The 20,344-nt window shown below is 42.5% G+C and carries 21 protein-coding genes; 8 read left to right on the top strand and 13 right to left on the bottom strand.

Going from position 1 to position 20,344, the window contains the following annotated elements:
- The first annotated feature begins 394 nt into the window (after positions 1 to 394).
- The 3 genes from VB740_RS30045 to VB740_RS30055 all read left to right on the top strand — a co-directional run bounded on the left by VB740_RS30045 (position 395) and on the right by VB740_RS30055 (position 2,988).
- Positions 395 to 712 (top strand): microviridin/marinostatin family tricyclic proteinase inhibitor, encoded by a 318-nt coding sequence (locus VB740_RS30045; RefSeq protein ID WP_323203497.1) that lies wholly within the window; start codon positions 395 to 397, stop codon positions 710 to 712.
- Positions 713 to 907: 195 nt separating this feature from the next.
- Positions 908 to 1,939, top strand: coding sequence for an MvdC family ATP-grasp ribosomal peptide maturase (locus VB740_RS30050; RefSeq protein WP_323203498.1), 1,032 nt, complete (start codon positions 908 to 910; stop codon positions 1,937 to 1,939).
- A gap of 83 nt (positions 1,940 to 2,022) precedes the next feature.
- Complete coding sequence (locus VB740_RS30055; protein WP_323203499.1) at positions 2,023 to 2,988, top strand: MvdD family ATP-grasp ribosomal peptide maturase; 966 nt, start codon at positions 2,023 to 2,025, stop codon at positions 2,986 to 2,988.
- Positions 2,989 to 3,268: 280 nt separating this feature from the next.
- Here the strand turns inward: VB740_RS30055 and VB740_RS30060 are convergent, their stop codons facing one another.
- Both VB740_RS30060 and folK read right to left on the bottom strand, forming a co-directional pair.
- Complete coding sequence (locus VB740_RS30060) at positions 3,269 to 3,817, bottom strand: NUDIX hydrolase (RefSeq protein ID WP_323203500.1); 549 nt, start codon at positions 3,815 to 3,817, stop codon at positions 3,269 to 3,271.
- Between the two features lie 68 nt (positions 3,818 to 3,885).
- The gene (gene folK, locus VB740_RS30065) at positions 3,886 to 4,401 is read right to left on the bottom strand and encodes a 2-amino-4-hydroxy-6-hydroxymethyldihydropteridine diphosphokinase (RefSeq protein WP_323203501.1); all 516 of its coding nucleotides are present in this window, start codon (positions 4,399 to 4,401) and stop codon (positions 3,886 to 3,888) included.
- 273 nt (positions 4,402 to 4,674) lie between these two features.
- On the opposite strand from folK, the gene VB740_RS30070 reads away from it, so the two are divergent.
- The 3 genes from VB740_RS30070 to psb35 all read left to right on the top strand — a co-directional run bounded on the left by VB740_RS30070 (position 4,675) and on the right by psb35 (position 7,528).
- Positions 4,675 to 4,800: a hypothetical protein gene (locus tag VB740_RS30070; protein WP_323203502.1), complete on the top strand. Its 126-nt coding sequence runs from the start codon at positions 4,675 to 4,677 to the stop codon at positions 4,798 to 4,800.
- Entirely contained in the window at positions 4,797 to 7,067 is a 2,271-nt protein-coding gene (locus tag VB740_RS30075; RefSeq protein ID WP_323203503.1) for a penicillin-binding protein 1A, read from the top strand. The genes VB740_RS30070 and VB740_RS30075 overlap by 4 nt, the downstream gene beginning before the upstream one ends.
- A gap of 233 nt (positions 7,068 to 7,300) precedes the next feature.
- Complete coding sequence (psb35, locus tag VB740_RS30080) at positions 7,301 to 7,528, top strand: photosystem II assembly protein Psb35 (protein ID WP_323203504.1); 228 nt, start codon at positions 7,301 to 7,303, stop codon at positions 7,526 to 7,528.
- Positions 7,529 to 7,589: 61 nt separating this feature from the next.
- On the opposite strand, the gene VB740_RS30085 is transcribed toward psb35, so the two are convergent.
- The 9 genes from VB740_RS30085 to VB740_RS30125 all read right to left on the bottom strand — a co-directional run bounded on the left by VB740_RS30085 (position 7,590) and on the right by VB740_RS30125 (position 16,230).
- Positions 7,590 to 8,012, bottom strand: a complete 423-nt coding sequence (locus tag VB740_RS30085; protein ID WP_323203505.1) for a TerB family tellurite resistance protein — start codon at positions 8,010 to 8,012, stop codon at positions 7,590 to 7,592.
- Positions 8,013 to 8,069: 57 nt separating this feature from the next.
- On the bottom strand, positions 8,070 to 9,503 hold the full coding sequence (locus VB740_RS30090) for a 16S rRNA (cytosine(967)-C(5))-methyltransferase (RefSeq protein ID WP_323203506.1): 1,434 nt from the start codon (positions 9,501 to 9,503) through the stop codon (positions 8,070 to 8,072).
- 102 nt (positions 9,504 to 9,605) lie between these two features.
- A complete protein-coding gene (locus tag VB740_RS30095) occupies positions 9,606 to 11,057 on the bottom strand; it encodes a glycoside hydrolase 100 family protein (protein ID WP_323203516.1) in 1,452 nt (483 codons plus the stop codon).
- A gap of 915 nt (positions 11,058 to 11,972) precedes the next feature.
- Positions 11,973 to 12,590 (bottom strand): Uma2 family endonuclease, encoded by a 618-nt coding sequence (locus VB740_RS30100; RefSeq protein ID WP_323203507.1) that lies wholly within the window; start codon positions 12,588 to 12,590, stop codon positions 11,973 to 11,975.
- Positions 12,591 to 12,647: 57 nt separating this feature from the next.
- Positions 12,648 to 14,405, bottom strand: a complete 1,758-nt coding sequence (locus tag VB740_RS30105) for a DnaJ domain-containing protein (RefSeq protein ID WP_323203508.1) — start codon at positions 14,403 to 14,405, stop codon at positions 12,648 to 12,650.
- A gap of 76 nt (positions 14,406 to 14,481) precedes the next feature.
- Entirely contained in the window at positions 14,482 to 15,279 is a 798-nt protein-coding gene (locus VB740_RS30110) for a PspA/IM30 family protein (protein WP_323203509.1), read from the bottom strand.
- Positions 15,280 to 15,419: 140 nt separating this feature from the next.
- Positions 15,420 to 15,641, bottom strand: a complete 222-nt coding sequence (locus tag VB740_RS30115) for a hypothetical protein (RefSeq protein WP_323203510.1) — start codon at positions 15,639 to 15,641, stop codon at positions 15,420 to 15,422.
- A gap of 39 nt (positions 15,642 to 15,680) precedes the next feature.
- Entirely contained in the window at positions 15,681 to 16,019 is a 339-nt protein-coding gene (locus VB740_RS30120) for a type II toxin-antitoxin system PemK/MazF family toxin (RefSeq protein WP_323203511.1), read from the bottom strand.
- Positions 16,006 to 16,230: a CopG family transcriptional regulator gene (locus tag VB740_RS30125; protein ID WP_323203512.1), complete on the bottom strand. Its 225-nt coding sequence runs from the start codon at positions 16,228 to 16,230 to the stop codon at positions 16,006 to 16,008. The genes VB740_RS30120 and VB740_RS30125 overlap by 14 nt, the downstream gene beginning before the upstream one ends.
- A gap of 198 nt (positions 16,231 to 16,428) precedes the next feature.
- On the opposite strand from VB740_RS30125, the gene VB740_RS30130 reads away from it, so the two are divergent.
- Positions 16,429 to 17,622 (top strand): Coenzyme F420 hydrogenase/dehydrogenase, beta subunit C-terminal domain, encoded by a 1,194-nt coding sequence (locus tag VB740_RS30130; protein WP_109010867.1) that lies wholly within the window; start codon positions 16,429 to 16,431, stop codon positions 17,620 to 17,622.
- A 340-nt stretch (positions 17,623 to 17,962) separates the two neighbouring features.
- Here the strand turns inward: VB740_RS30130 and VB740_RS30135 are convergent, their stop codons facing one another.
- Positions 17,963 to 19,900: an ABC transporter ATP-binding protein gene (locus tag VB740_RS30135; RefSeq protein ID WP_323203513.1), complete on the bottom strand. Its 1,938-nt coding sequence runs from the start codon at positions 19,898 to 19,900 to the stop codon at positions 17,963 to 17,965.
- Between the two features lie 60 nt (positions 19,901 to 19,960).
- Here VB740_RS30135 and VB740_RS30140 point away from each other — a divergent pair, with 60 nt between their 5' ends.
- The gene (locus VB740_RS30140) at positions 19,961 to 20,155 is read left to right on the top strand and encodes a hypothetical protein (protein ID WP_323203514.1); all 195 of its coding nucleotides are present in this window, start codon (positions 19,961 to 19,963) and stop codon (positions 20,153 to 20,155) included.
- On the opposite strand, the gene VB740_RS30145 is transcribed toward VB740_RS30140, so the two are convergent.
- On the bottom strand, positions 20,156 to 20,344 hold a 189-nt coding region (locus VB740_RS30145), incomplete at its 5' end, for a hypothetical protein (protein WP_323203515.1).

Genomic DNA, 20,344 nt, shown 5'->3' on the forward strand with positions numbered 1-20,344 from the left:
GTCAAGGAATAATTGACGAGTCCATTCTTTGTAGAGACGGCGATTTATCGCGTCTTTTTAACGTGTCAGTATTTTAGACGCGATAAATCGCGTCTTGTTGATTTGGAATGGGTTGTTTATGGAAGTCGGCGGGAAACTCTATCCCGCAAGTGGCGTGGAGTTTTTTATTTCCGCCGCGCTGTACTAATCGCAGTGTATAACGTCAATTCCCTTTGATTCTGTGTTTGACTTTCCCTTGATCTTGCTAGTCTAACTAGATAAAAAAGAACAAAAGTATTTTTACGCAAATATTACAAATAATTTCAAACGAGTTTCATGTAGTTAAAGATGAAACCCTATGTAATATTATTGAGATCAACATAAATTTATTTTTACTTAACCAAAGGAGAGAATTATGTCTGAAAACAAACCAGAAGAACTGAATTCACAAGCAGTACCCTTCTTTGCCAGATTTTTAGAAGGGCAAAGCTTTGAAGACCTATCTGATCAAGAATCAGAAGAGATTGGGGGTGGACACATAGCCGTAACTAAGAAGTACCCTTCTGATAATGAGGAAGGTGGCAGAGGCACATTCGTAACTCAGAAGTTTCCTTCTGATAATGAAGACGGCGGCGGAGGCAAAGTTGTAACTCTGAAGTTCCCTTCTGATAATGAAGACGGCATCGTAGAAACTAGGAAGTATCCTTCAGACAGCGATGAAGTTTGCCGATAGTTAATAGAATAACTGCATACTTTTGAGTAGACCAGAGATGCGGTTTTGAAAAATATTCTTAGAATAAAAATACTGTTAGCTTTGCCAACTCCATTTAGGGGTTGGCTTGCCATTAAAACTAAGTTTACTTTTTAATGCTTTATTTTTTTAAAAGTTGACAGTAGGGATAATACAAAAACCTAATGAAAATATTTTATGCACGCTGACCGTGATGTGGTTTTATTAATCACCCATAGTGGTGATTACTTCACAATAGATAGAGTTGCAGAAGCTGTATCAAAACGAGGCGCACAGACATTTCGCTTTGATACTGATAAATTTCCGATGACAGTAAAAATCGAGGCGAATTTAAGTAACTCTGGGAGCAATCATAAACTAGAATATAGCGATGTCTTACGACAAGCCGCTCCGTGTCTAAGCTCCCTGAACACCGAGCAAGTGCAAGCAGTATGGATGCGACGTATCTGGCAACCCGATCTAGGTAAAGAATTAGCTCCAAAATTCCAAGCAGCCTGCTCTAATGAATCACTCGCAGTTTTAGATGGCTTTTGGGATAGTCTGAGGGAAGCTACCTGGGTGGATGATTTACAACGGATTAGTGCAGCTGAGAACAAGCTACGCCAACTAAGAATCGCATCGGAAGTTGGTCTTGTCATACCTCGGACTATCGTCACCAACAATCCTCAACAAGCACGAGAGTTTTTTGGGGAAGTTAAAGGAAAAATGGTTGCCAAGCTACTCAGACCTCTTTCTTATGGAATGCAAGCTTCCTCTTTTTTCATGTATACTAGCGCCGTTAAAGAAGAAGACTTACTTGATGCTGAAACACTGCGCTATTGTCCAGTTGTGTTTCAAGAACAAATCCCCAAACAACTAGAATTACGTGCAGTGTATGTGAATGGTAATCTCTTTGTCGGGGCATTGGATGCCTCTGAGTATGCAGCATCCACCCAAGATTGGCGACGTGGAACAAAAGAGGCTCTTACCTGGCAACCATATCAATTACCTGATAAATTAATCCGTTGCCTGGATGCTTTTATGGCAAGGTTTGGACTGATTTTTGGAGCATTTGACTTCATCAAAACGCCATCAGGGGAATATGTTTTTTTAGAAATTAATCCTACAGGAGAGTGGGGGATGCTGGAGAGAGATTTGGAATACCCGATCGCAGACGCGATCGCATCTGCACTACTTTCAACAAGCCCTAAGCAAAATGCTCTTACTTAAAACCAACTGACAGCCTTTATAAATTTAGAAACTTGTTAATTTTTAATTTTTAATTTCTAATTTTTAATTCGGAGCGAAGCGACGTGACTGTTTTAATCATTACTCACAGCCAAGACAACGAAAGTATTCCTCTAGTTATTCAGGCAATTGAAGCCCAAGGAGGAAAAGCATTTCGTTTTGACACAGACCGATTTCCCACAGAAATTACCTTAGATGTTTACTATGCGGGAAGTGAGCGAGTTACTCTGAGTGTTGAAGATCAGACATTAGATTTGAGTGAAGTATCAGCAGTTTGGTATCGCCGCATTGCAATTGGGTCAAAAATTCCCGACTTGATGGACGAGCAACTCAGACAAGCCTCACTCAAAGAATCTCGCGTCACCATTGACGGAATGATTGCCAGTATTAAGGGTTTCCATCTCGACCCTGTGCCAAATATTCGCCGAGCCGACAATAAGCAACTGCAATTACGAATAGCACGAGAGATCGGTCTAGATACGCCACACACCCTGACTACAAACAATCCAGTGGCAGTGAAGCAATTTGCCCAAGAGTGTAAGCAGGGAATGATTACAAAGATGCTCTCTTCTTTCGCTATTTACGATGAACAAGAACGAGAAAAAGTTGTGTTTACGAATCTAATTTCATCTGAGGATCTGGACAACCTCGATGGATTACGTTTCTGCCCAATGACATTTCAAGAAAAAATTCCTAAAGCATTGGAATTGCGGACAATTATTGTAGGCAAACGTGTGCTGACGGCTGCGGTTGATTCTCAAGCTTTGGATAAGGCGCGTTACGATTGGCGTAAACAGGGAATTGCCTTACTCGACGCTTGGGAAGCATACACTTTGCCTGAAGATGTTGAAGAGAAACTGCTCAAACTCATGGCAGAATTTGGTTTGAACTACGGAGCTATTGATATTATTTTGACTCCTGATGGTCGTCATGTATTTCTTGAGGTTAACCCAGTTGGCGAGTTTTTCTGGTTAGAACGCTGTCCTGGCTTACCAATTTCTCAAGCGATCGCACAGGTTCTACAGAATTGAGGCAGGGGGAAGGGGGCGTCTACTTAAAATTTAGAGAGAATTGCTATTAAAACCTACATTCCGCACTTCAACCATCCTCGCAACTGTTCTCCAATTGAATAGCCTCTCTGTTAATGAAGCCTTTGCTTGGTTACAGCGTAAAAATTGACATTATTTTTAGAGCTTATCATGCCAAGCATGAGCCGATACGCGGATGTTCCACGTATCGACTCAAATCATTATTAACGATCATCTCGTCAGCATTTGCGTAGGCATTGCTAACTCTAGCAGCATATTGGTATTAGATTAAAAACGGACGCGCCAGAAAAAAGCTAGAAACTGATTTAGCATCTACCGGCTCTCCCTCCAGAATCGCTTTCTCTAATTCTTCGGGAGTCAAAAACACAGTTTCGATATCTTCGTCTCCATCTTGTGGTGGTGGTGTTTCCAGCTTTTCCAAATCTCGCGCCAGAAAAGCATAGATAATCTCATCAGAATAGCCGGGAGCTAGGAAAAATTCGCCTAATTTGTCCCATTTTTGGGCACTATAACCAGTTTCTTCTTCGATTTCACGCTGTATTGTCTCTAAGGGATCTTCATTTGGTTCTACAGTTCCCGCCGGAAATTCTAATATCCGTCCCTGAATTGCAAAACGATACTGGCGCACGAGTACAAGTTTGCCCTCTGGCGTTATCGGCACAGCTAGAGCGCCACCAGGGTGACGAATACATTCCCATTCCCCTTCTGATTTATTAGGCAAGCGTAAGCGATTAACTTCAAAATCAAACTTGCGTCCTTTATAAAACAGGCGTTGTCTTAATAGTTGTGGTAATTCTCTACCTAATGGCATAGTAAAATCTGATTATCTGTGAATACAGAGGTGAAATCAGCGTTCTTCTGCGTTTAAGGATGGTATTTTTAATTCCCCATCAATAAATGTACATCAGAACAGTCTACCTCTTTCAGCAGTTCTTTAATAACACACCCGGATACTGGTTCTATCCAATCTGGGGCAATTTCTGCTAGCGGTACTAACACAAAGGCCCGATCCCGCATTCGTGGGTGGGGAATCTGAAGATTTGGTGTATCCACAATAAAGTCATCAAATAATAACAAATCCAAATCTAGGATTCTTGGCCCCCAGCGTTCCTGACGCACGCGCCCAAATTGCTGTTCAATTCCTAACAAAATTTCTAATAACTGCTGCGGTAGCATTTCTACCTGTAATGTGACGCAGCCATTTAGGTAATCTGGCTGTGGTGGGCCAACAGCTTTGGTTTGGTACCAATTGGATCTGGCTTCTAAGACAATACCTGGCGTTTGAGCTAAAGTTTCTATAGCTGCTTCTAAAGTTGTCTGTGAATCGCCCATGTTACTACCAAGGGCAACGGCGCTTCTCCTTAGCTTCGCCTCGGCGTGGCTCGCCATAGGCATCGTACTATCCTTGAGTAAGCCGTTTTTTGGCTGTCTTTGTGAATACTTCCTTGCACCTGTTCCAGAAAATGCCAATAACTTTTATATTCCGAATAGCTATCAAAAATTACAGTATTTTTACAAAACTAAATTAACTAAATCTAAAAAACATTATTTGTATAGTGAATTTAGTTAAATATTTATAGGATATTATACTAACACAGAGGTGGTGCGCTAACCCCAAAGTTGATTGATGGTGGTTATTATAGTTACTAACTTAAGCGAGGAACTGACGTGGGGAAGCTTACCTCCTGGTTCAAGCGAAGACCAACTAATTTGAGTGACTTTGGACAAGGAGGAGCAAATGAAAGCTTACCACCAGCATATATGGCACAGGCGAGGCAGTTACTGAGCAAATGAAAATTTTACCTAGGATGAAGGTTAATCAGGCAACTCGCGGTAAACCACTCTATCATCGCATCTGGTTTTGGGCAGGCTTGGGTTTAGGTGGTGGGATAGTTGCCTTAATATACGGCATTAGTTTAATAGATCGGACTTTGCCAGATAAGGCGCAGTTAAATGCCGTTCTTAGAGAGCAAACACTGACCATCAAAGCTGCCGATGGAACCATATTACAACAACAAGGTGAAGCAACTAGAGAACAGGTAAAGCTAGAACAAATACCAGATAATTTAAAAAAAGCTTTTATCGCCTCAGAAGATAGAAGATTTAAGCAACACAACGGAATTGATCCTCAAGGGATTGCCAGAGCAAGTTTGAATAATTTGCGATCGCAAGGTGTGGTCGAAGGTGCTAGTACCATCACCCAACAGCTAGCGCGGATTCTCTTCTTGAAACAAGAACAGACAATCTGGCGCAAACTCAAGGAAGTCCGTTTAGCACAAAAAATGGAGAATGAATTAACCAAAGATCAGATTTTAGAGCGTTACCTGAATCTGGTTTATTTGGGAGCTGGAGCTTATGGTGTGGCAGATGCATCTTGGGTATATTTTAGTAAATCGCCAGACCAGCTTTCTTTAGCAGAAATGGCCACGATTGCTGGATTAGCTCCTGCTCCTAGCTTATACGCTCCAGACAAGAATCCAGAAGCTGCCAAACGGCGGCGAAATCTGGTATTGCTACGGATGCAAGAAGATAAAATAATTACGCCAGAACAAAGACAAGCAGCAGTCCAAGAACCGCTAACTCTCAAAAGCAGTTTACCCAAGCGAGTGCAAGTAGAATCACCCTACTTTACCAGCTACATCCAAAAAGAATTGCCGAAGTACGTTTCTCCTGACGTGCTAGCAAGTGAGGGGTTAGTAGTAGAAACCACGTTGAACCCGACTTGGCAGAAAATTGCAGAAGAGGCGGTTGCCAAAACGCTGCGAAATCAAGGACGCTGGGAAAACTTTAAGCAAGGATCAATGGTAGCCATTGACCCCCGCAACGGTGAAATTAAGGCAATGGTTGGGGGAAAAGACTTTGGTAAAAACCAGTTTAATCGGGTTACCCAGGCACAACGGCAGCCAGGATCGACATTTAAAGGATTTGTATATGCTACTGCGATCGCTAGCGGTAAAAGCCCCTACGATGCATACCAGGATGCACCCTTTGTTGTAGACGGCTACGAACCGAAAAACTATAGTGAAAACTTTCGGGGTTCCATGAACATCCGCGATGCCCTCACCCGTTCTATTAATATTATTGCGGTGAAGGTGTTGATTGATGTGGGATTTACGCCAACGATTAAAGTTGCCCATGATATGGGGATAAAATCTCAACTCAAGCCCACCTACTCTTTGGCTCTCGGCTCAAATGAAGTGAATCTACTAGAGTTGACCAGCGCCTATGGCAGTTTTGCTACTCAGGGATTGCACACAGAGCCTCATGGTATTACTCGCATCCTTAACCGCCAGGGGAAGGTGATCTGGTCAGCGAATTTCAAGTCTAAACGGGCGCTTGACGCTGACAGTGCCGCCATCATGACTTGGATGCTACGCAACGTAGTAGAAGCGGGGACTGGTGGTGCTGCTCAATTAGGTAATAGACCCGTTGCTGGCAAGACCGGCACCTCCGACGAAGCCCGTGATTTATGGTTCATTGGCTACATTCCCCAGATGGTAACAGGGGTCTGGCTAGGTAACGATGACAACCGCCCCACATACGGTAGTAGTGGTAGTGCAGCTTACACCTGGCGCGAATTTATGAAAAAAGCGGTAGAGGAGATGCCTGTCGAAAAGTTTCCCAAACGACCCAAGTTAGAAGGTCGTAAAGGCACTATTAAAGCCCAGTCCATCAAGCCCAAACAAATCCTAAATCGTTCTATTTCTTCTAATGATGACTCAAGAGGGGAAAGTACTAGAAATTCTGAGGAAAGTGGTTCCTCTAGGAGACGTAGAAGGAGGAGATATTCTCAAGAAGAACAGGAATCAAGTAACTATACCCCAAGAAGGAGAAGGCGCGATGCCTACGGCGGGCTACGCCTACGCACTCAAGAATCAAGTTCCAATAACTCTTCCTCAGAGTCATCTACTCCACGGCGGCGAACTAGAACAGTAGAATCTGATTCTTCTCCCACGCCTAGAAGAAGTCGGCGATCTTCCCCTCCTGCCAATAGTTCCGGTTCTTCAGGTTCTTCACCGTCACAACCATCATGGCGGGATAGACTTAGACCTTCTAATTAATGAAAAGTGGGCATTGGGCATTGGGCATTGGGCATTGAAAAGAGGCAGAAGGGAAAACTCTTCTCCCTGCCCCCTGCCCCCTACCCCTTGTCCCCTTGTCTCCCCTGCACCCTACCCCATGCTCTTTTCTCTACAATATGAAGTTGCTGAAACTAAACTCCAGAGGGATGTTAAGTGATACGCTCATTCTATAGTGTGTCAAGTAGTGTTACTTAACATTGGAGAATATACTCATGCATATATTGATGCAGGCAGCAGATTCAGTCGCAACAGGTGGTGGTAATTTTCCTTTTGCTTTCACCTTGGTATATGTCGTTGGTTTTATTGCTGCTGTAACCATTGGTTCAATAGCTTGGTACAACTCTAAACGCCCCGCAGGTTGGGAAAGCAAAGAGCGTCCTGATTTTGTGCCTAAGGTTGATAAAGAAGAAACTCCGGGTCTGGGTGATCCGAAGTCATAATTTAGTCATTAGTCATTAGTCAATAGTCATTAATTATTAAACTATGGGCTTTTGACTATGATTAGTTTTGCACTTCAACCCAACGACGGTAAAGCTTTTGAATTTGTTTAAGAAGTGCAGTATGAGCCGGTTGAGTTGAGTCATTCGCCTTAGCTATATCCTGCAATTCCGTTAGGAGCCTAGCTTCTTCGACGGCAACTTCACCATCGCTATAAATTAAGCCACTGATGGCTTCAATCAGATTTTCACAATCTTCAAGACTGGGGCGATCGCCTAAATACTCCCGCACCCAGTCATAGCATTCTTTTGGCTGTACAGGAACCAATTCGTACAGCCAAGGCTTAATTTCTGGATCGTTAGCTAAACCTTTTGCTTGAGCTATTTCTCGGAGATATTGCCGTTCTTCTGGCTGGATTCTGCCATCAATCCAGGCGGCTCCAATCAGGATTTTAACTAAGTTTTTGACATTGGAAGGGGTAACCATTGCTGCCTCCTCTGGTAGATTCAGGCCTCCACCAAATCGTACAATCCCAAACCGTATTCACTCGGAATTATTGGTTTTTCTTAAGCGCACCATAAAAAAGCCATCCATGTCCTGTTGATGGGGCCAAACTTTGAACCAACCTTGAGGTGTGCTATGGGCAGAATCAAGTATCTCAACGCCGCTGGGAGACTCAATTTGCCAATTCGGTGACTCAGCTAAAAATGCTGAAATCACTTCTTCATTTTCTGCTGGATGCAATGTACAGGTGGCATAAACTAGTAGACCACCAGGTTTAACAAAAGTAGATGTATGTGTTAACAATTCTTTTTGCAGCACCGAAAGTTCGCGGACAGATGCTGGTGTCTGTCGCCAACGAGCATCAGCATGACGGTGCATGGTTCCTAACCCTGAACATGGAGCATCAAGCAATACGCGGTCTGCGGTGTTTTGAAATTGGTTGAAGTGGCGGCTGTCACCAGTGTAAATTTGAATAGATTGTAAATTTAGCCGTTGAGAATTTTCTTGGAGTTTGCGAAGACGAGAAGGAGTGCGATCGCAAGCCCAAATTTTCCCTTTATCTGCCATTAACTCAGCGATGTGGGTTGTTTTACCCCCTGGTGCAGCACAGGCATCAATTACCACCTCACCCGGTTGGGGGTTGAGCAAATGACTTACCAATTGAGCGCTACCATCTTGTACAGTCCACCAACCTTCTTTAAAACCAGGTAGTTTTTGAATTGACCCAGTATTACCAATAAATCGTAAAGCTTGGGGTAAATGAGGAATCCGTCTCACCAAAATACCAACAGATTGCAAAGCCGCCTCAACTTCCTCCATCGAAGTGCGAAGAGGATTGATACGCAAGTCAATTGTTGGGGATTGGTTCATCCATTCACACAATTGTTCTGTCTCAACCAAACCCAATTGTTCTAACCAAACTTGAATAATCCAGTCAGGGAAGCTGTGTAAAATACCCAAGCGTTCCACTGGATTTTCTGGAAGTTGTAACGGATCAAAATGGGAGAGTGGGGAGTGGAGAGTGGGGAGTGGGGAGTGGGGGAGTAACAATGAGTTTTTCTCCTCTGCCCCTCTGCTCCCCTGCACCCCTGCTTTTCTCAGATACTGGCGTAATAAACCGTTAACAAAACCTGTGAGTCCAGAAAAACCGTTTTCTTTAGCGAGTTGGACAGTGGTATTAACAGCAGCTGAGGCAGGAATACGCTCTTGATAGCGCAACTGGTAGAAACCTAGATGTAAGATGGTGCGGAGGTCTTGAGGTTGTTGATCAGATTTCTTTTTAGCGAGTTGATCAATAAGAGTATCAAGAGTACGCTGCCTTCTGACGCTCCCATAAACCAATTCTGTCAGTAAGCGGCGATCGTTATCAGGCAAACTGACTTTTTGCAGTACTCTATCTAGGGCAACATCAGCATAAGCCCCCTTATGAACATCTCGCAGGGCGATAAAAGCTAGTTGACGGGAGTTTGTCATGGAAACAGGATTCAGGAGTCAGAAGGCTTTTGTATTCTAACTCCCAACTCTTGTACAGACGCGATTAATCAATCGCGTCTCTCCTAACTTTTAATTTCCCTATCAAGTCATATATGGTTCTACGCTGGCAATTTCAAACTCACACGCTCTAGAAACCTGTTCTGCTGGTAATTTCCCAAAGCTGATTAATGGTAAATAAGTAGGGTTCGCCATCAATTCTTTTGCCAATAAGAACCCAGTAATTGTCCAAGTTTGATATTTCCGAGCTTGTTTGCCAATTAGTCGCCCTTTTTTACCGTCGTAATATTCTGGCCATTCATCTGTACTGAGGCGTCCTTGGGCAATTTCAATCGCCTTTTGTGCAAGACTTGTTCTATTAGTTTTCACAGCCGCAGCCGCTAACATCCACATTAAAACAGGCCAACTACCAGCATTATGATACGACCAGGGGATATTTTTGGGGTCACATCCAGTTACGATTCTGTATTCTTCATGTTCCAAAGCTGGGAAACAAATTTTCATTGGCATATCTCCCACCAAGTCATCCCATCGTTCCTCAATGAGAGTCATAATCGCTTGTGACTGTTCTTCTGTGGCTAAATCTGAAATGATTGCCATTAAGTTTCCGAGTGAAAAGAAGCGAGTATCTAGCTGCGACGGCCCGACATTACCTGAAAGATAACCACCTTTTCTTGGCAGCCACTTATCTAATTCATAATAGGGAACAGAATCTACATATATGTTGAATAGATTAACAGCACCCTTGCCATATTCTTCACTTTTGAAGCGATAAATTGCATTCAGGCGATTAATATCTATCCAATAATGCTGGCGAATATGAGCACATAGAAGAGGCAATCGGTTATCAATGGCTTCAACAATATCGGAATTACCTTGACAAATTAGCAGTTCACGAGATGCACGCAATGCCGTGTAAAAAAGAACTTGTAATTCTAGAGGATGCCCATAAATGCCCATACGACGGTCAATCATACAAGCACCATCTGGAACCAACAGCGTTGGGTACATATCAAAACGATTCGCCAAGCAGATTTCCATGATTAACTTAATACCATTTTGGAATTCTGGTTGATAGGCTAGAGAAAAATCTTCTGTGGCGATTACATAAGCACGCAACAAAATAATCCACCATAAGCAAGAATCTACGGGTGTAACTCTAGCGATCGCATGTTCACCAAAGTCTGCTTCTAAATATTCTTGCCCATTTTCTGATACAACTTTAAAGCTAGCTGGGATTAATCCTCGCCCAGGTTTATAAGCATCTAATGCCCTTTCTTTAGGCTGTAACTTTAAGGTTTCTTCTAAGAAATTACGAACAATATCTGTTCTACCTTTGATCAGAAAAATTAGAGCTGAGGAGACAAAATCCCGAACAAAGCACTGGTCATAATTGAGCGCCTCTACAGATGCATCAAAAGCGGCTACCGTACCAACAGGGCGTCCTTGATAGTAAAGAATTGATTTCTCTAGTGTTTGCCACGCTTCTTCCACTTCTTTTAAATTTTCAGTAGTTTCCAATTCGTCTAAGTGCATCGCCAGAATAGCTCCATTTGGATTGTAAAGTTGTGGTAGATGCGTCTTCATTCCTTATTTTTGCTATTTTCAGCATAACAAAAACGATTCTTTGAATAGCAAATATGATTAGGAGAAAAATTAATCAACCAACAATTAATAAATCTGCTGATTATGCAGTTTTATTTATAGTTAATTTGCTTATAATGGATTACTCTTTTAGTGAATGATAGTTTTTGCTTTCACCGCAAGTAGTAACATGATTCTTACAAACAGTCACACAAGATATATTTTTAGATTATTTATTGTTCCGTTTCATGTACAGAATCTTTGCTTTATCAAATAAAAACATATCTTCAGTGCTGTTTAGTGTTTGCGTGAAGTTAAAACTGGTCGCAGTATATTTACTTGATCAGGATTAGTTTTTGACACTAAGAAGTCAGATTATTCCCCTATAACCTAATAATTTATAACGTTTTTTCAAAATATGCAAGATAAATGCTTGAAAAAGTTCAGATGTCAATACTTCTGAGGAGTTATATATTTTACCCTACTGACAGATGATATGGGGTGTTTATCGGAGTGCGTCAAAAATAATCAAGAGTGCTGAGTCGAAATACCGCCTATAAGGTGTAGAGAATATATCAAGTACATATAGCAATCCTAAATCATTCGTGAAAAAAATCTGTTGCCTCTTGCCTATTCCCTATTGCCTGCCTCCACGACTAATTTCACAATCTCATTAGGATTGCTATAGGAATCATATTTGATTTCTGAAAATATCTAAATATTTGTAGGGTGTGTTAGGCGTAAGCCGTAACGCACCATTCTTAAGGCTTTGGTGCGTTACGCTGTCGCTAACGCACCCTACGTATCTTTTCAAAAATCAAATAGTAGTCCTATATAAGTACTGAGTATTAACAAAAGCAATGTTCATTACTGTTCTCCTGAAGCAGCCTTAAAAACTTGTTCAGCAGTTAGATTTAGCTCTCTTAAAGTTGGCGATTGAATTTGGTCATTACCACAAAACTGAGTTACTTGGTACTCGCCTTCCACTAATCTGTAAACTGATATTGTCGGTTGTTTCGGATTGCCAATAAACCGTTTTCCACCAAGAGCAGCATAGTCAACAATCCAATATTCTGAAATTCCAAGTTCCTCATATTCACCAAATTTGAGAAAGTAATCATCTCGCCAATTTGTACTTACAACTTCTACTACTAATGGAATTGATGCGGCTTGAGTAACTGTTGAGGATTTCTTCCAAAGTGGTTCATTAATTAAGTTAGGGATATTCAATACCAACACATCTGGAATATAACCAGATTTTTTATCAACAGATTTTATTAATACTTGAGCAGGAATCGAATAAGCTAGGTTAAACCTCCGAATCTCAAAATTGAGTTCTCTAATCAGAAATGCTCTGACTAACTCATGTTCTCCTGTCGGCTGCATTTCAACTGTGACTCCTTTATGTAATTCATATCTGCTGTTCTCCGGTTTCCATTCGACAAATTCTTCAAAACTTATCGCTTCTACTAAATGTTGAAACATAACACTATTTCCTCAAATATTATTCATATTTTGACTTACATCGATATACTGTTAAATTCATATTACCTGTTCTTGAAATTCTTTATAAGCTTGATTAATTGCTTGCATAGAGGCTTTTGCAATTCCAGAACTGTTGACATCAGGATGATACAATCTTGCTAGTTGAAGGTAGGCAAGTTTGACATCTTTGGGGCGATCGCTCTGATTTACACCCAAGACTTCCCACCATTCCCCAGATAGTACAGTGTCGAGAGTAAATTTATCAAAGCTTTGCACTTGATTCCAAACTTTTATGCTTCCGCCATTACAGCCACTTACCAATGTCTTGCCATCAGGACTGAATGCAACAGGACTACACCCAGAGAGAGTTTGTAGTAGTTCCCCAGTGTGGAGGTTCCAAAGTTTGATCATACCGTCTCTGCTGGCACTGGCGAGGGTTTTTCCATCGGGGCTGATGGCAACAGACAAAACCGCTGTTGAGTGTCCAGTTAGAGTGGAGAGTAATTTTCCAGTTTGGAGATTCCACAGCTTGATTGTGGCATCTGTGCTTCCACTAATAAGAGTTTGACTGTTAAGACTGATAGCAACTGTATTTACTGCCGCCCAATGTTCAGTGAGAATGTAGCGCTGTTGCCAAGTTTTGACATCCCAAAGCCTAATAGTTTTATCAGCACTACTGCTTGCAAGAATTTTCCCATCGGGACTAATAGCAACTGACAAAACTGCATCTGAATGTCCATTCAAAGTGCGTTTTATTGTTTCTGTGTAGCGTCCCCAAATTCTAATTGTCTTATCGGCACTACCACTAGCAATAATTGCCCCGTCAGGACTGTAAGCAACCGAGTTAACAAAGCCATTATGACTATAGGTAGAGTTTAAATAAAAGAATGTATGGCGAAATTTCCTTGTGTCCATCTGCCAACTGCTGATTTTGCAATCAACACTACCACTTGCAATCTGTTGCCCATCAGGGCTGATAGCAACAGATAAAACTGCCTCAGCTTGTCCAGAGAATGTGTAAAGCCATTTTCCAGTTTTTAAATTCCACAAATTAACTTGTCTATCATCACTGCCACTGATTAGAGTAGTACCATCAGGACTGATAGCGATCGCATTAACTGCCGCTAAGTGGCCCTTGAGTGTGTGTACACATCTCCAAGTTTCAGGTAGCTGGTTTGTCAGAGATATTCTTTCTGTTTCAATATTGAGAGTGGAAGGTTTAGGGGTAACAAATTCTGATTTTTTCTTGAATTCAGCCTTAAGTGTCTGTAACTCATCCTCGACTTCCAAAACAGCAAATTTTTGGTTGAGATCCTCACCAGATAAAAATGCTTCTAATTCCATCACTGCTTCTGAATAGTAATCCATTAGCAAAACTTTCTCTTCCATGCGCTCAAAAAGCTGTGCTGGAGTTTCGCTAATTTCAGATTCATCTAACAGTTTGGCAATACCATAGGCGGCGAGTCCCACCACTGCACCAATTCCCGCCATCGGGACTGCACCAATCCCAAATGCCAGCCCTACTTTAGGTGCGACTAAACCCATACCACCGACGACGCTATAAACACCAGCACCGCCGACTGCACCAATTCCCATTGTAGCGATCGCAGCTGCATCTCCCTGTGCGATCGCATTAATTGCCCCATAAGCAGCTGCACCAGCCACAGCGCCAGCAGCCACTACAGGAGTTGCACCAATACCGACTGCACCAAATCCGCCTGCTATTCCCATCCCGCCTACAGTTGCGGAAACACCAGCACCTGCTATGGTTCCGCCTGCGATAAATGCTGCGCCTGTTTTAGAGTTTTGTGTCACTGGTTTTTGAAGAGGAACAAATTAGGAATGAAGAAGATAGAGTGCGATGCCTACTGCGGGCTGCGCCTACATATTTTTATAGTTTCTCATTTGCAACGAGATTTTCTATAGCCATTAAGTTTCGTACAAGTATATCTATTGTTGCTTTCTGGTGCTGAAGCTGAGTTTGAAGAATAAGCACAATTTTATTTTGAACTTTTTTATTCACTACAGCTTCAAGGGCTAAATCATCATCATTGTTTCTCAAAGCTGTCTGAGCTTTTTCGTTCCAGTATTTAGCTTCTTTCTGCGCTTTTTCAAAATTTTTCTGAATCCCTTCTTGGTTAGCAACAGCATTTGTTACAGATTCTTCTATCTCGTGAATAGCCTCTACTAAAAGCACTTTAGTGTCTTTTTTTGCTTTAGTTAGCTCTTGAAGTTTAGGTGGTAGCAATAATACTTCTTTAAGTTGCTGTAATTCATCATCAGCCCATAAATCAACATGTTCATATTCAAAGCTGATGAATGTCGGTGAAATCTTACTAGTGTTAGGCTTGCTGCGTAATACTTCATTCTGTGCTTCTGAAACCTTTTTCTCCCAAGATTTCAAACTACTTTTAATTGCATCTACTTGTGGTTGTTGCTCTTCTAACAGTGTTTTTAGCCTACTAGCAATTGCTTGGTATCGTTCCTTTTTGAATTTTGCTTGACGAATTAAATCCTGATTACTTCCTTTCAAAGCAAGTTGATATTGTTGTTCCCATTTATCAGCTTCCGCTTGAGCTTTCGCATAGTCTCGTTGAGCAATTTCTTGGGCTGCTCTGGAGTGGCTTGCTCCTTCGCGTAACTTTCGTAGCGCATCCTGTGATGATTGATTTTGGTCGTAAAGTCCCATAAGTTTATCTGAGTAGCCTTATTACCCAGAGCGTAGACTAATTAATACTGTTGCGTCCTCGTAAAAATTACTTAAGCCTTGACTTTTGCTTTTAATGCTACGTTAAAAAAGTCTCAACACAATATTTCATTAATTCCTAGCTAATTACTAGGCAAAACTCTGCGATACTCCGCGTTTACTTTGCGTTCCTCTGCGTTTAAAAACATTACAAGTTGATCTGTCAAAACACGTAGTGCTACTACTTTAACTCTAGCGATCGCTGACTGTCCCACACATACTATATTCATAATGTCAAGCAAACCTACGCTTTTATAAGTCAGCAAATAGGCGAACTTGAAGAAGAAACGCACACACGATCGCATTGCCAACTTTCATAGTAGGGGGTTTGCCCTAAAAGGTACTCACTCCAAACCTAAATGTAGTTTGAGAGCAGCATCTACTAATTGCATCAACTCTTCAGTTAAACTATTTACCACCTCTGACACAATTCTTTGCTTAGAAATTGTTCGCACCTGCTGCGCCTGTACTTTGGAAGCTTTAGGTAAACCACTATCTTCTAGATTAAGTAAAACCTCGAACGGATAAACACGGCTAACATTGGATGTGAGTGGTAAAATTGTTACCGTGCTGGCAGCGCGATTACTTGCATCATTGCTGACTATCAGCACTGGGCGGCGTTTATCCATTTCTGAACCTACAGCCGGGCTGAGATTTGCGTAATAAATATCACCACGCTTCATCTGTTAATCCATCTGTAATTGTTACATCCCAATCATTGTCAACTTCGGCAGATGCTTCTCGGTAAGCTGATTCTAATTCCTGTTTTCGCAACAATTGCAATGCCATTTCAATGACTTGGGAGCGAGATTTACAATCATGGGCTACTTTATAACCTTCAACAAATTGCACCAGGGACGCTGGTAAGGAAATCGATAGTTTTTCAACCTGCATAGTCTTACCAAATAGTAGCAAGAATCTTCTTACTTAATGGTAGTCCTTCTTGTGTCTGCCTGTAAGCCAGTACACCAGGAAAAGCAATCACTTGTGCTTATTGCGTCTATCCTCTTCTTGTTCAATCTCTATCGTCAAGTTCACAGCCAGTGAAGGTATTGTAATAAAAGCGATTCCTGGATAAAACAAAAAATTTATATGACCTCAGTTTCTCCTCACAAAAAAGCCAGAGCCTTAAAATCTACCAGCCGCCGCCCTGCGAAAGAACTCTGTAGCGAGTGCGGACTATGTGATACATACTATATTCACTATGTCAAGGAAGCCTGCGCTTTTATTAATCAGCAAATAGGCGAACTTGAAGAAGAAACCCACACGCGATCGCGCCATCTCGATAACCCTGATGAACTCTACTTTGGTGTTCACCAAGACATGATGGCGGCGCGGAAACAACAGCCCATCGAAGGCGCACAATGGACGGGTATTGTTAGCAGTATTGCTATTGAAATGCTCAATCGCGGCATAGTTGAAGGTGTCGTCTGTGTGCAAAATACCAAAGAAGACCGCTTTCAACCCATGCCCGTCATTGCTCGGACTCCAGAAGAAATACTAGCGGCGCGGGTAAATAAACCAACGCTTTCCCCAAACCTTTCTGTCTTGGAACAGATAGAAAAATCGGGGATGAAACGGCTATTAGTAATTGGTGTTGGTTGCCAAATCCAGGCATTACGAGCCGTAGAAAAACAACTTGGTTTAGAAAAGCTGTATGTTTTGGGTACACCCTGCGTAGATAATGTTAACCGTGCCGGACTGCAAAAATTCTTAGAAACCACCAGCCGATCGCCTGATACAGTTGTGCATTACGAATTCATGCAAGACTTCCGGGTTCACTTCAAACATGAAGATGGCTCATCAGAGACTGTGCCTTTCTTTGGTTTGAAGACAAACCAACTCAAAGATGTCTTTGCCCCATCCTGTATGAGTTGCTTTGATTACGTCAACTCCCTAGCCGATTTAGTCGTTGGCTACATGGGCGCACCCTTCGGCTGGCAATGGATTGTAGTTAGAAATGATACTGGTAAAGAAATGCTGGATTTGGTGAAAGACCAGTTAGACACTCAACCAGTGATGTCTAAAGGCAACCGAAAGGAAGCTGTACAGCAAAGTATTCCCGCTTACGATAAAGGCGTTACTCTCCCCATGTGGGCAGCAAAACTGATGGGTGTGGTGATCGAAAAAATCGGCCCCAAGGGTTTAGAATATGCACGGTTTTCCATTGATTCTCACTTTACTCGGAATTATTTGTATGTGAAGCGGAATCATCCAGAGAAATTAGAAGCGCACGTTCCAGAGTTTGCCAAGCGTATTGTGGGGCAATATAAGTTACCAGAATAAATTGGGGCATTGGGCATGGGGAGCAATAACTAAATAACCCAAGTTGCTGAATTTGAATATAAAAGTGCTACTTACAAATTCATATTTTCACTCAGTAACACCAAATTCCGAGTTCAAAGGTCGAAGTTCCGAGTTCAGAGGTCGAAGTTTCGAGTTCAAAGGTCGAAGTTCCGAGTTCAAAGGTCGAAGTTCCGAGTTCAGAGGTCGAAGTTCCGAGTTCAGAGGTCGAAGTTCCGAGTTCAGAGGTTGAAGTTCCGAGTTCAGAGGTCGAAGTTCCGAGTTCAGAGGTCAAAGCAATAATATTTTCCCTGCTCCCTGCCCACTACCCCCTACTCCCCACTTAGTTGTAACTACTTGCTTGACGACTAAACATCAAGTGATACTGTCCGCCTAGTGCTATGAGTTCGTCATGAGTGCCTACCTCGATGATTTCACCGTGTTCTAGTACTACTACTCGGTCTGCTAGTTTTGCTAAGGCGAGGCGATGGCTGACTACAACGGCTATTCTCCCCTTTGCCAGGGTACGCAAAATGTTGTAAATCTCGTGTTCTGTTTTCGGATCAAGGTTCGCTGTTGGCTCGTCAAGTATGAGAAGTTCGGCTGGAGACAGTCGCAACAAAGCACGAGCGATCGCTAATCTCTGCCATTGTCCCCCTGATAGATCAATGCCGCCTTCTAGCTGTTTGCCTAAGAGGGTTTCCAAACCGTGATCTAGCTTATCAATTACTCTAGCCAAACCAGCCTCAGCGATCGCTTCCCTAATTGCCTCATCATCCTGCATTTTCGGTAAATTCCCAAAGGCAACATTTTCTCGTACAGTAGTCGGAAAACGAGCATAATCTTGCATAACTACATCAATCCGCGATCGCAATTCTTCTAAGGGGAGCGATCGCAAATCCTGCCCATTCCAAATAATTGCACCTTGGCTAGGATCGTAAAGGCGACATAATAGCTTTGCTAATGTGGTTTTACCAGCACCATTCTCACCCACCAGTACAATCATCTCGTTGGGGTGAATTCTTAGGTTGATATTTTTGAGGATTGCGCGATCGCTGTTGGGATAGGTAAAAGACAGATTTTTGATATCAAGACCTGTCTGTGATGCTTCATATTGAGTTGCATTTAGACCTGATAAAGTTTGCCGACGAGCAGATGAATTTTTCCCATTTTTTTGAAAATTCCCATTGTTAACAGCCGATTCCCTGACTTCTCCCCATGCCTTTGTTACTGGCTTTGATTGAGAATGGGACAACTGCGGCTCTAACTCTAAAAGCTGGAAAATGGGCGTCGTTGCCAGTGCAATATTATACAACTCTGACCCACCAGACATCAGATTCTCCAAACTCCGACGCACTTCCAAAATTACCCCGGTGTAAAGCGCTAAATCCCCCAAAGTATGGCTTCCACCTAGCACTCCCTGGACTATGTATACATAGGGCAACGCCAAGCCTAACCCACTCAATAAAGACCAGCCAATAAAGGCTGTTGTCCCCCGACGACGGATCTGTTCCATTGCCCGAAAAATGGTACGGTAAAGTCCGTGCCAGCGTTCTAGCAGTAAGGGTTGCAAGCTAAACAAGCGTATTTCTTTGGCGTATGTCTCCCCGGTTAAAACCGTTTTATATAAGTTCATTTCCCGAAGAACACTCGCTTGGGTTCTTTCTACTCCCCAAACTTGCTTACGGTATTTGATCTGCACATACATCGCAGGAGTAACGCAGCTAAACAAAATTAGTGGTACCCACCAAGCAAGGGACGCCGAAAGTAGTATGGCTGGAATGAAGATAAAAATTCCCTCTAACATAGTCAGAAGCCTGAGACAAAGCTCTGGAAGTCGTTGCACTCCTTTTTCGGTCAACTGCACCAAATTGAGCAAATCGGGTGTTTCAAACAAGGCAATATCTTCAAAAGTGGCAACCTTCTCAATCACTTGTCCTTGGACAAAGCCGGAAATGCGGTCGCGCAGTGAAGTATATACAAAGGGATTGATGTTAGCGATCGCATCACTTACCAAATTTACCAGCAGTGAGCCTGCAATACTGGAGAGTAGCAGAGGTTGGGCAAGTATCAGGGCGATCGCATTCTGCGTTGTCCCGGCGCTCAATAAGCGGGTTATTTCATCAATGATCGTCTTGTTGAGCCAAATAGCGATCGCTGGGCCTGCACCACCCACTAATGTCAAAATTGCCACATAGCGTAGCTCCTTTGGAACTACCTGCATCACCGTTACCACACTGCGGCGAAATGCTTGGAATGGAGAAATTTCTATGATTTGCATATATTGTAAAGTAGCAAATAATAGCAAAATTCCCAGAGAGACGTAGTGATCTAAATTTCAATGAGTAGGCATCGCACGAGTGAGCCAGAAAAAGGTAGGTCAACACAACCAAGTGCGTTAGCGTACCACTCCGTGGAAGCAAGCTACGCGGAGCGTCTCGTAGAGAAGCTCGCCGTAGGCATCGCAGCAGATAGTCAGTCGGTAAAAACGACTGAAAAAAGGGGGATGTCTACGGCTTTGATGGTGGCAAGTTAGTCAAACTAATTCATAATTGATAATTACTAATTCATAATTGTAATCAGTGGGGGCTTGAACCCACCACTGATAGCGTAGCGGTAGCGAGTACTCGAGCGTCCGCAGGAGCGTCTTGTAGACCACTGATTTAAAAATGGGAGCAATGCGATTTTGTGAGGTGAGTAAGCAGGGGAGGCAGAGGAGGCAGAG

The organism is Nostoc sp. UHCC 0251 (assembly GCF_034932245.1).
Taxonomy (GTDB): domain Bacteria; phylum Cyanobacteriota; class Cyanobacteriia; order Cyanobacteriales; family Nostocaceae; genus Nostoc.

Coding starts and splice junctions, on each gene's coding strand:
- VB740_RS30045 (WP_323203497.1), top strand. CDS start 395: ATGTCTGAAAACAAACCAGAAGAACTGAATTCACAAGCAGTACCCTTC.
- VB740_RS30050 (WP_323203498.1), top strand. CDS start 908: ATGCACGCTGACCGTGATGTGGTTTTATTAATCACCCATAGTGGTGAT.
- VB740_RS30060 (WP_323203500.1), bottom strand. CDS start 3,817: ATGCCATTAGGTAGAGAATTACCACAACTATTAAGACAACGCCTGTTT.
- folK (WP_323203501.1), bottom strand. CDS start 4,401: ATGCCTATGGCGAGCCACGCCGAGGCGAAGCTAAGGAGAAGCGCCGTT.
- VB740_RS30075 (WP_323203503.1), top strand. CDS start 4,797: ATGAAAATTTTACCTAGGATGAAGGTTAATCAGGCAACTCGCGGTAAA.
- psb35 (WP_323203504.1), top strand. CDS start 7,301: ATGCATATATTGATGCAGGCAGCAGATTCAGTCGCAACAGGTGGTGGT.
- VB740_RS30085 (WP_323203505.1), bottom strand. CDS start 8,012: ATGGTTACCCCTTCCAATGTCAAAAACTTAGTTAAAATCCTGATTGGA.
- VB740_RS30090 (WP_323203506.1), bottom strand. CDS start 9,503: ATGACAAACTCCCGTCAACTAGCTTTTATCGCCCTGCGAGATGTTCAT.
- VB740_RS30095 (WP_323203516.1), bottom strand. CDS start 11,057: ATGCACTTAGACGAATTGGAAACTACTGAAAATTTAAAAGAAGTGGAA.
- VB740_RS30100 (WP_323203507.1), bottom strand. CDS start 12,590: ATGTTTCAACATTTAGTAGAAGCGATAAGTTTTGAAGAATTTGTCGAA.
- VB740_RS30110 (WP_323203509.1), bottom strand. CDS start 15,279: ATGGGACTTTACGACCAAAATCAATCATCACAGGATGCGCTACGAAAG.
- VB740_RS30115 (WP_323203510.1), bottom strand. CDS start 15,641: ATGCGATCGTGTGTGCGTTTCTTCTTCAAGTTCGCCTATTTGCTGACT.
- VB740_RS30120 (WP_323203511.1), bottom strand. CDS start 16,019: ATGAAGCGTGGTGATATTTATTACGCAAATCTCAGCCCGGCTGTAGGT.
- VB740_RS30125 (WP_323203512.1), bottom strand. CDS start 16,230: ATGCAGGTTGAAAAACTATCGATTTCCTTACCAGCGTCCCTGGTGCAA.
- VB740_RS30130 (WP_109010867.1), top strand. CDS start 16,429: ATGACCTCAGTTTCTCCTCACAAAAAAGCCAGAGCCTTAAAATCTACC.
- VB740_RS30135 (WP_323203513.1), bottom strand. CDS start 19,900: ATGCAAATCATAGAAATTTCTCCATTCCAAGCATTTCGCCGCAGTGTG.
- VB740_RS30140 (WP_323203514.1), top strand. CDS start 19,961: ATGAGTAGGCATCGCACGAGTGAGCCAGAAAAAGGTAGGTCAACACAA.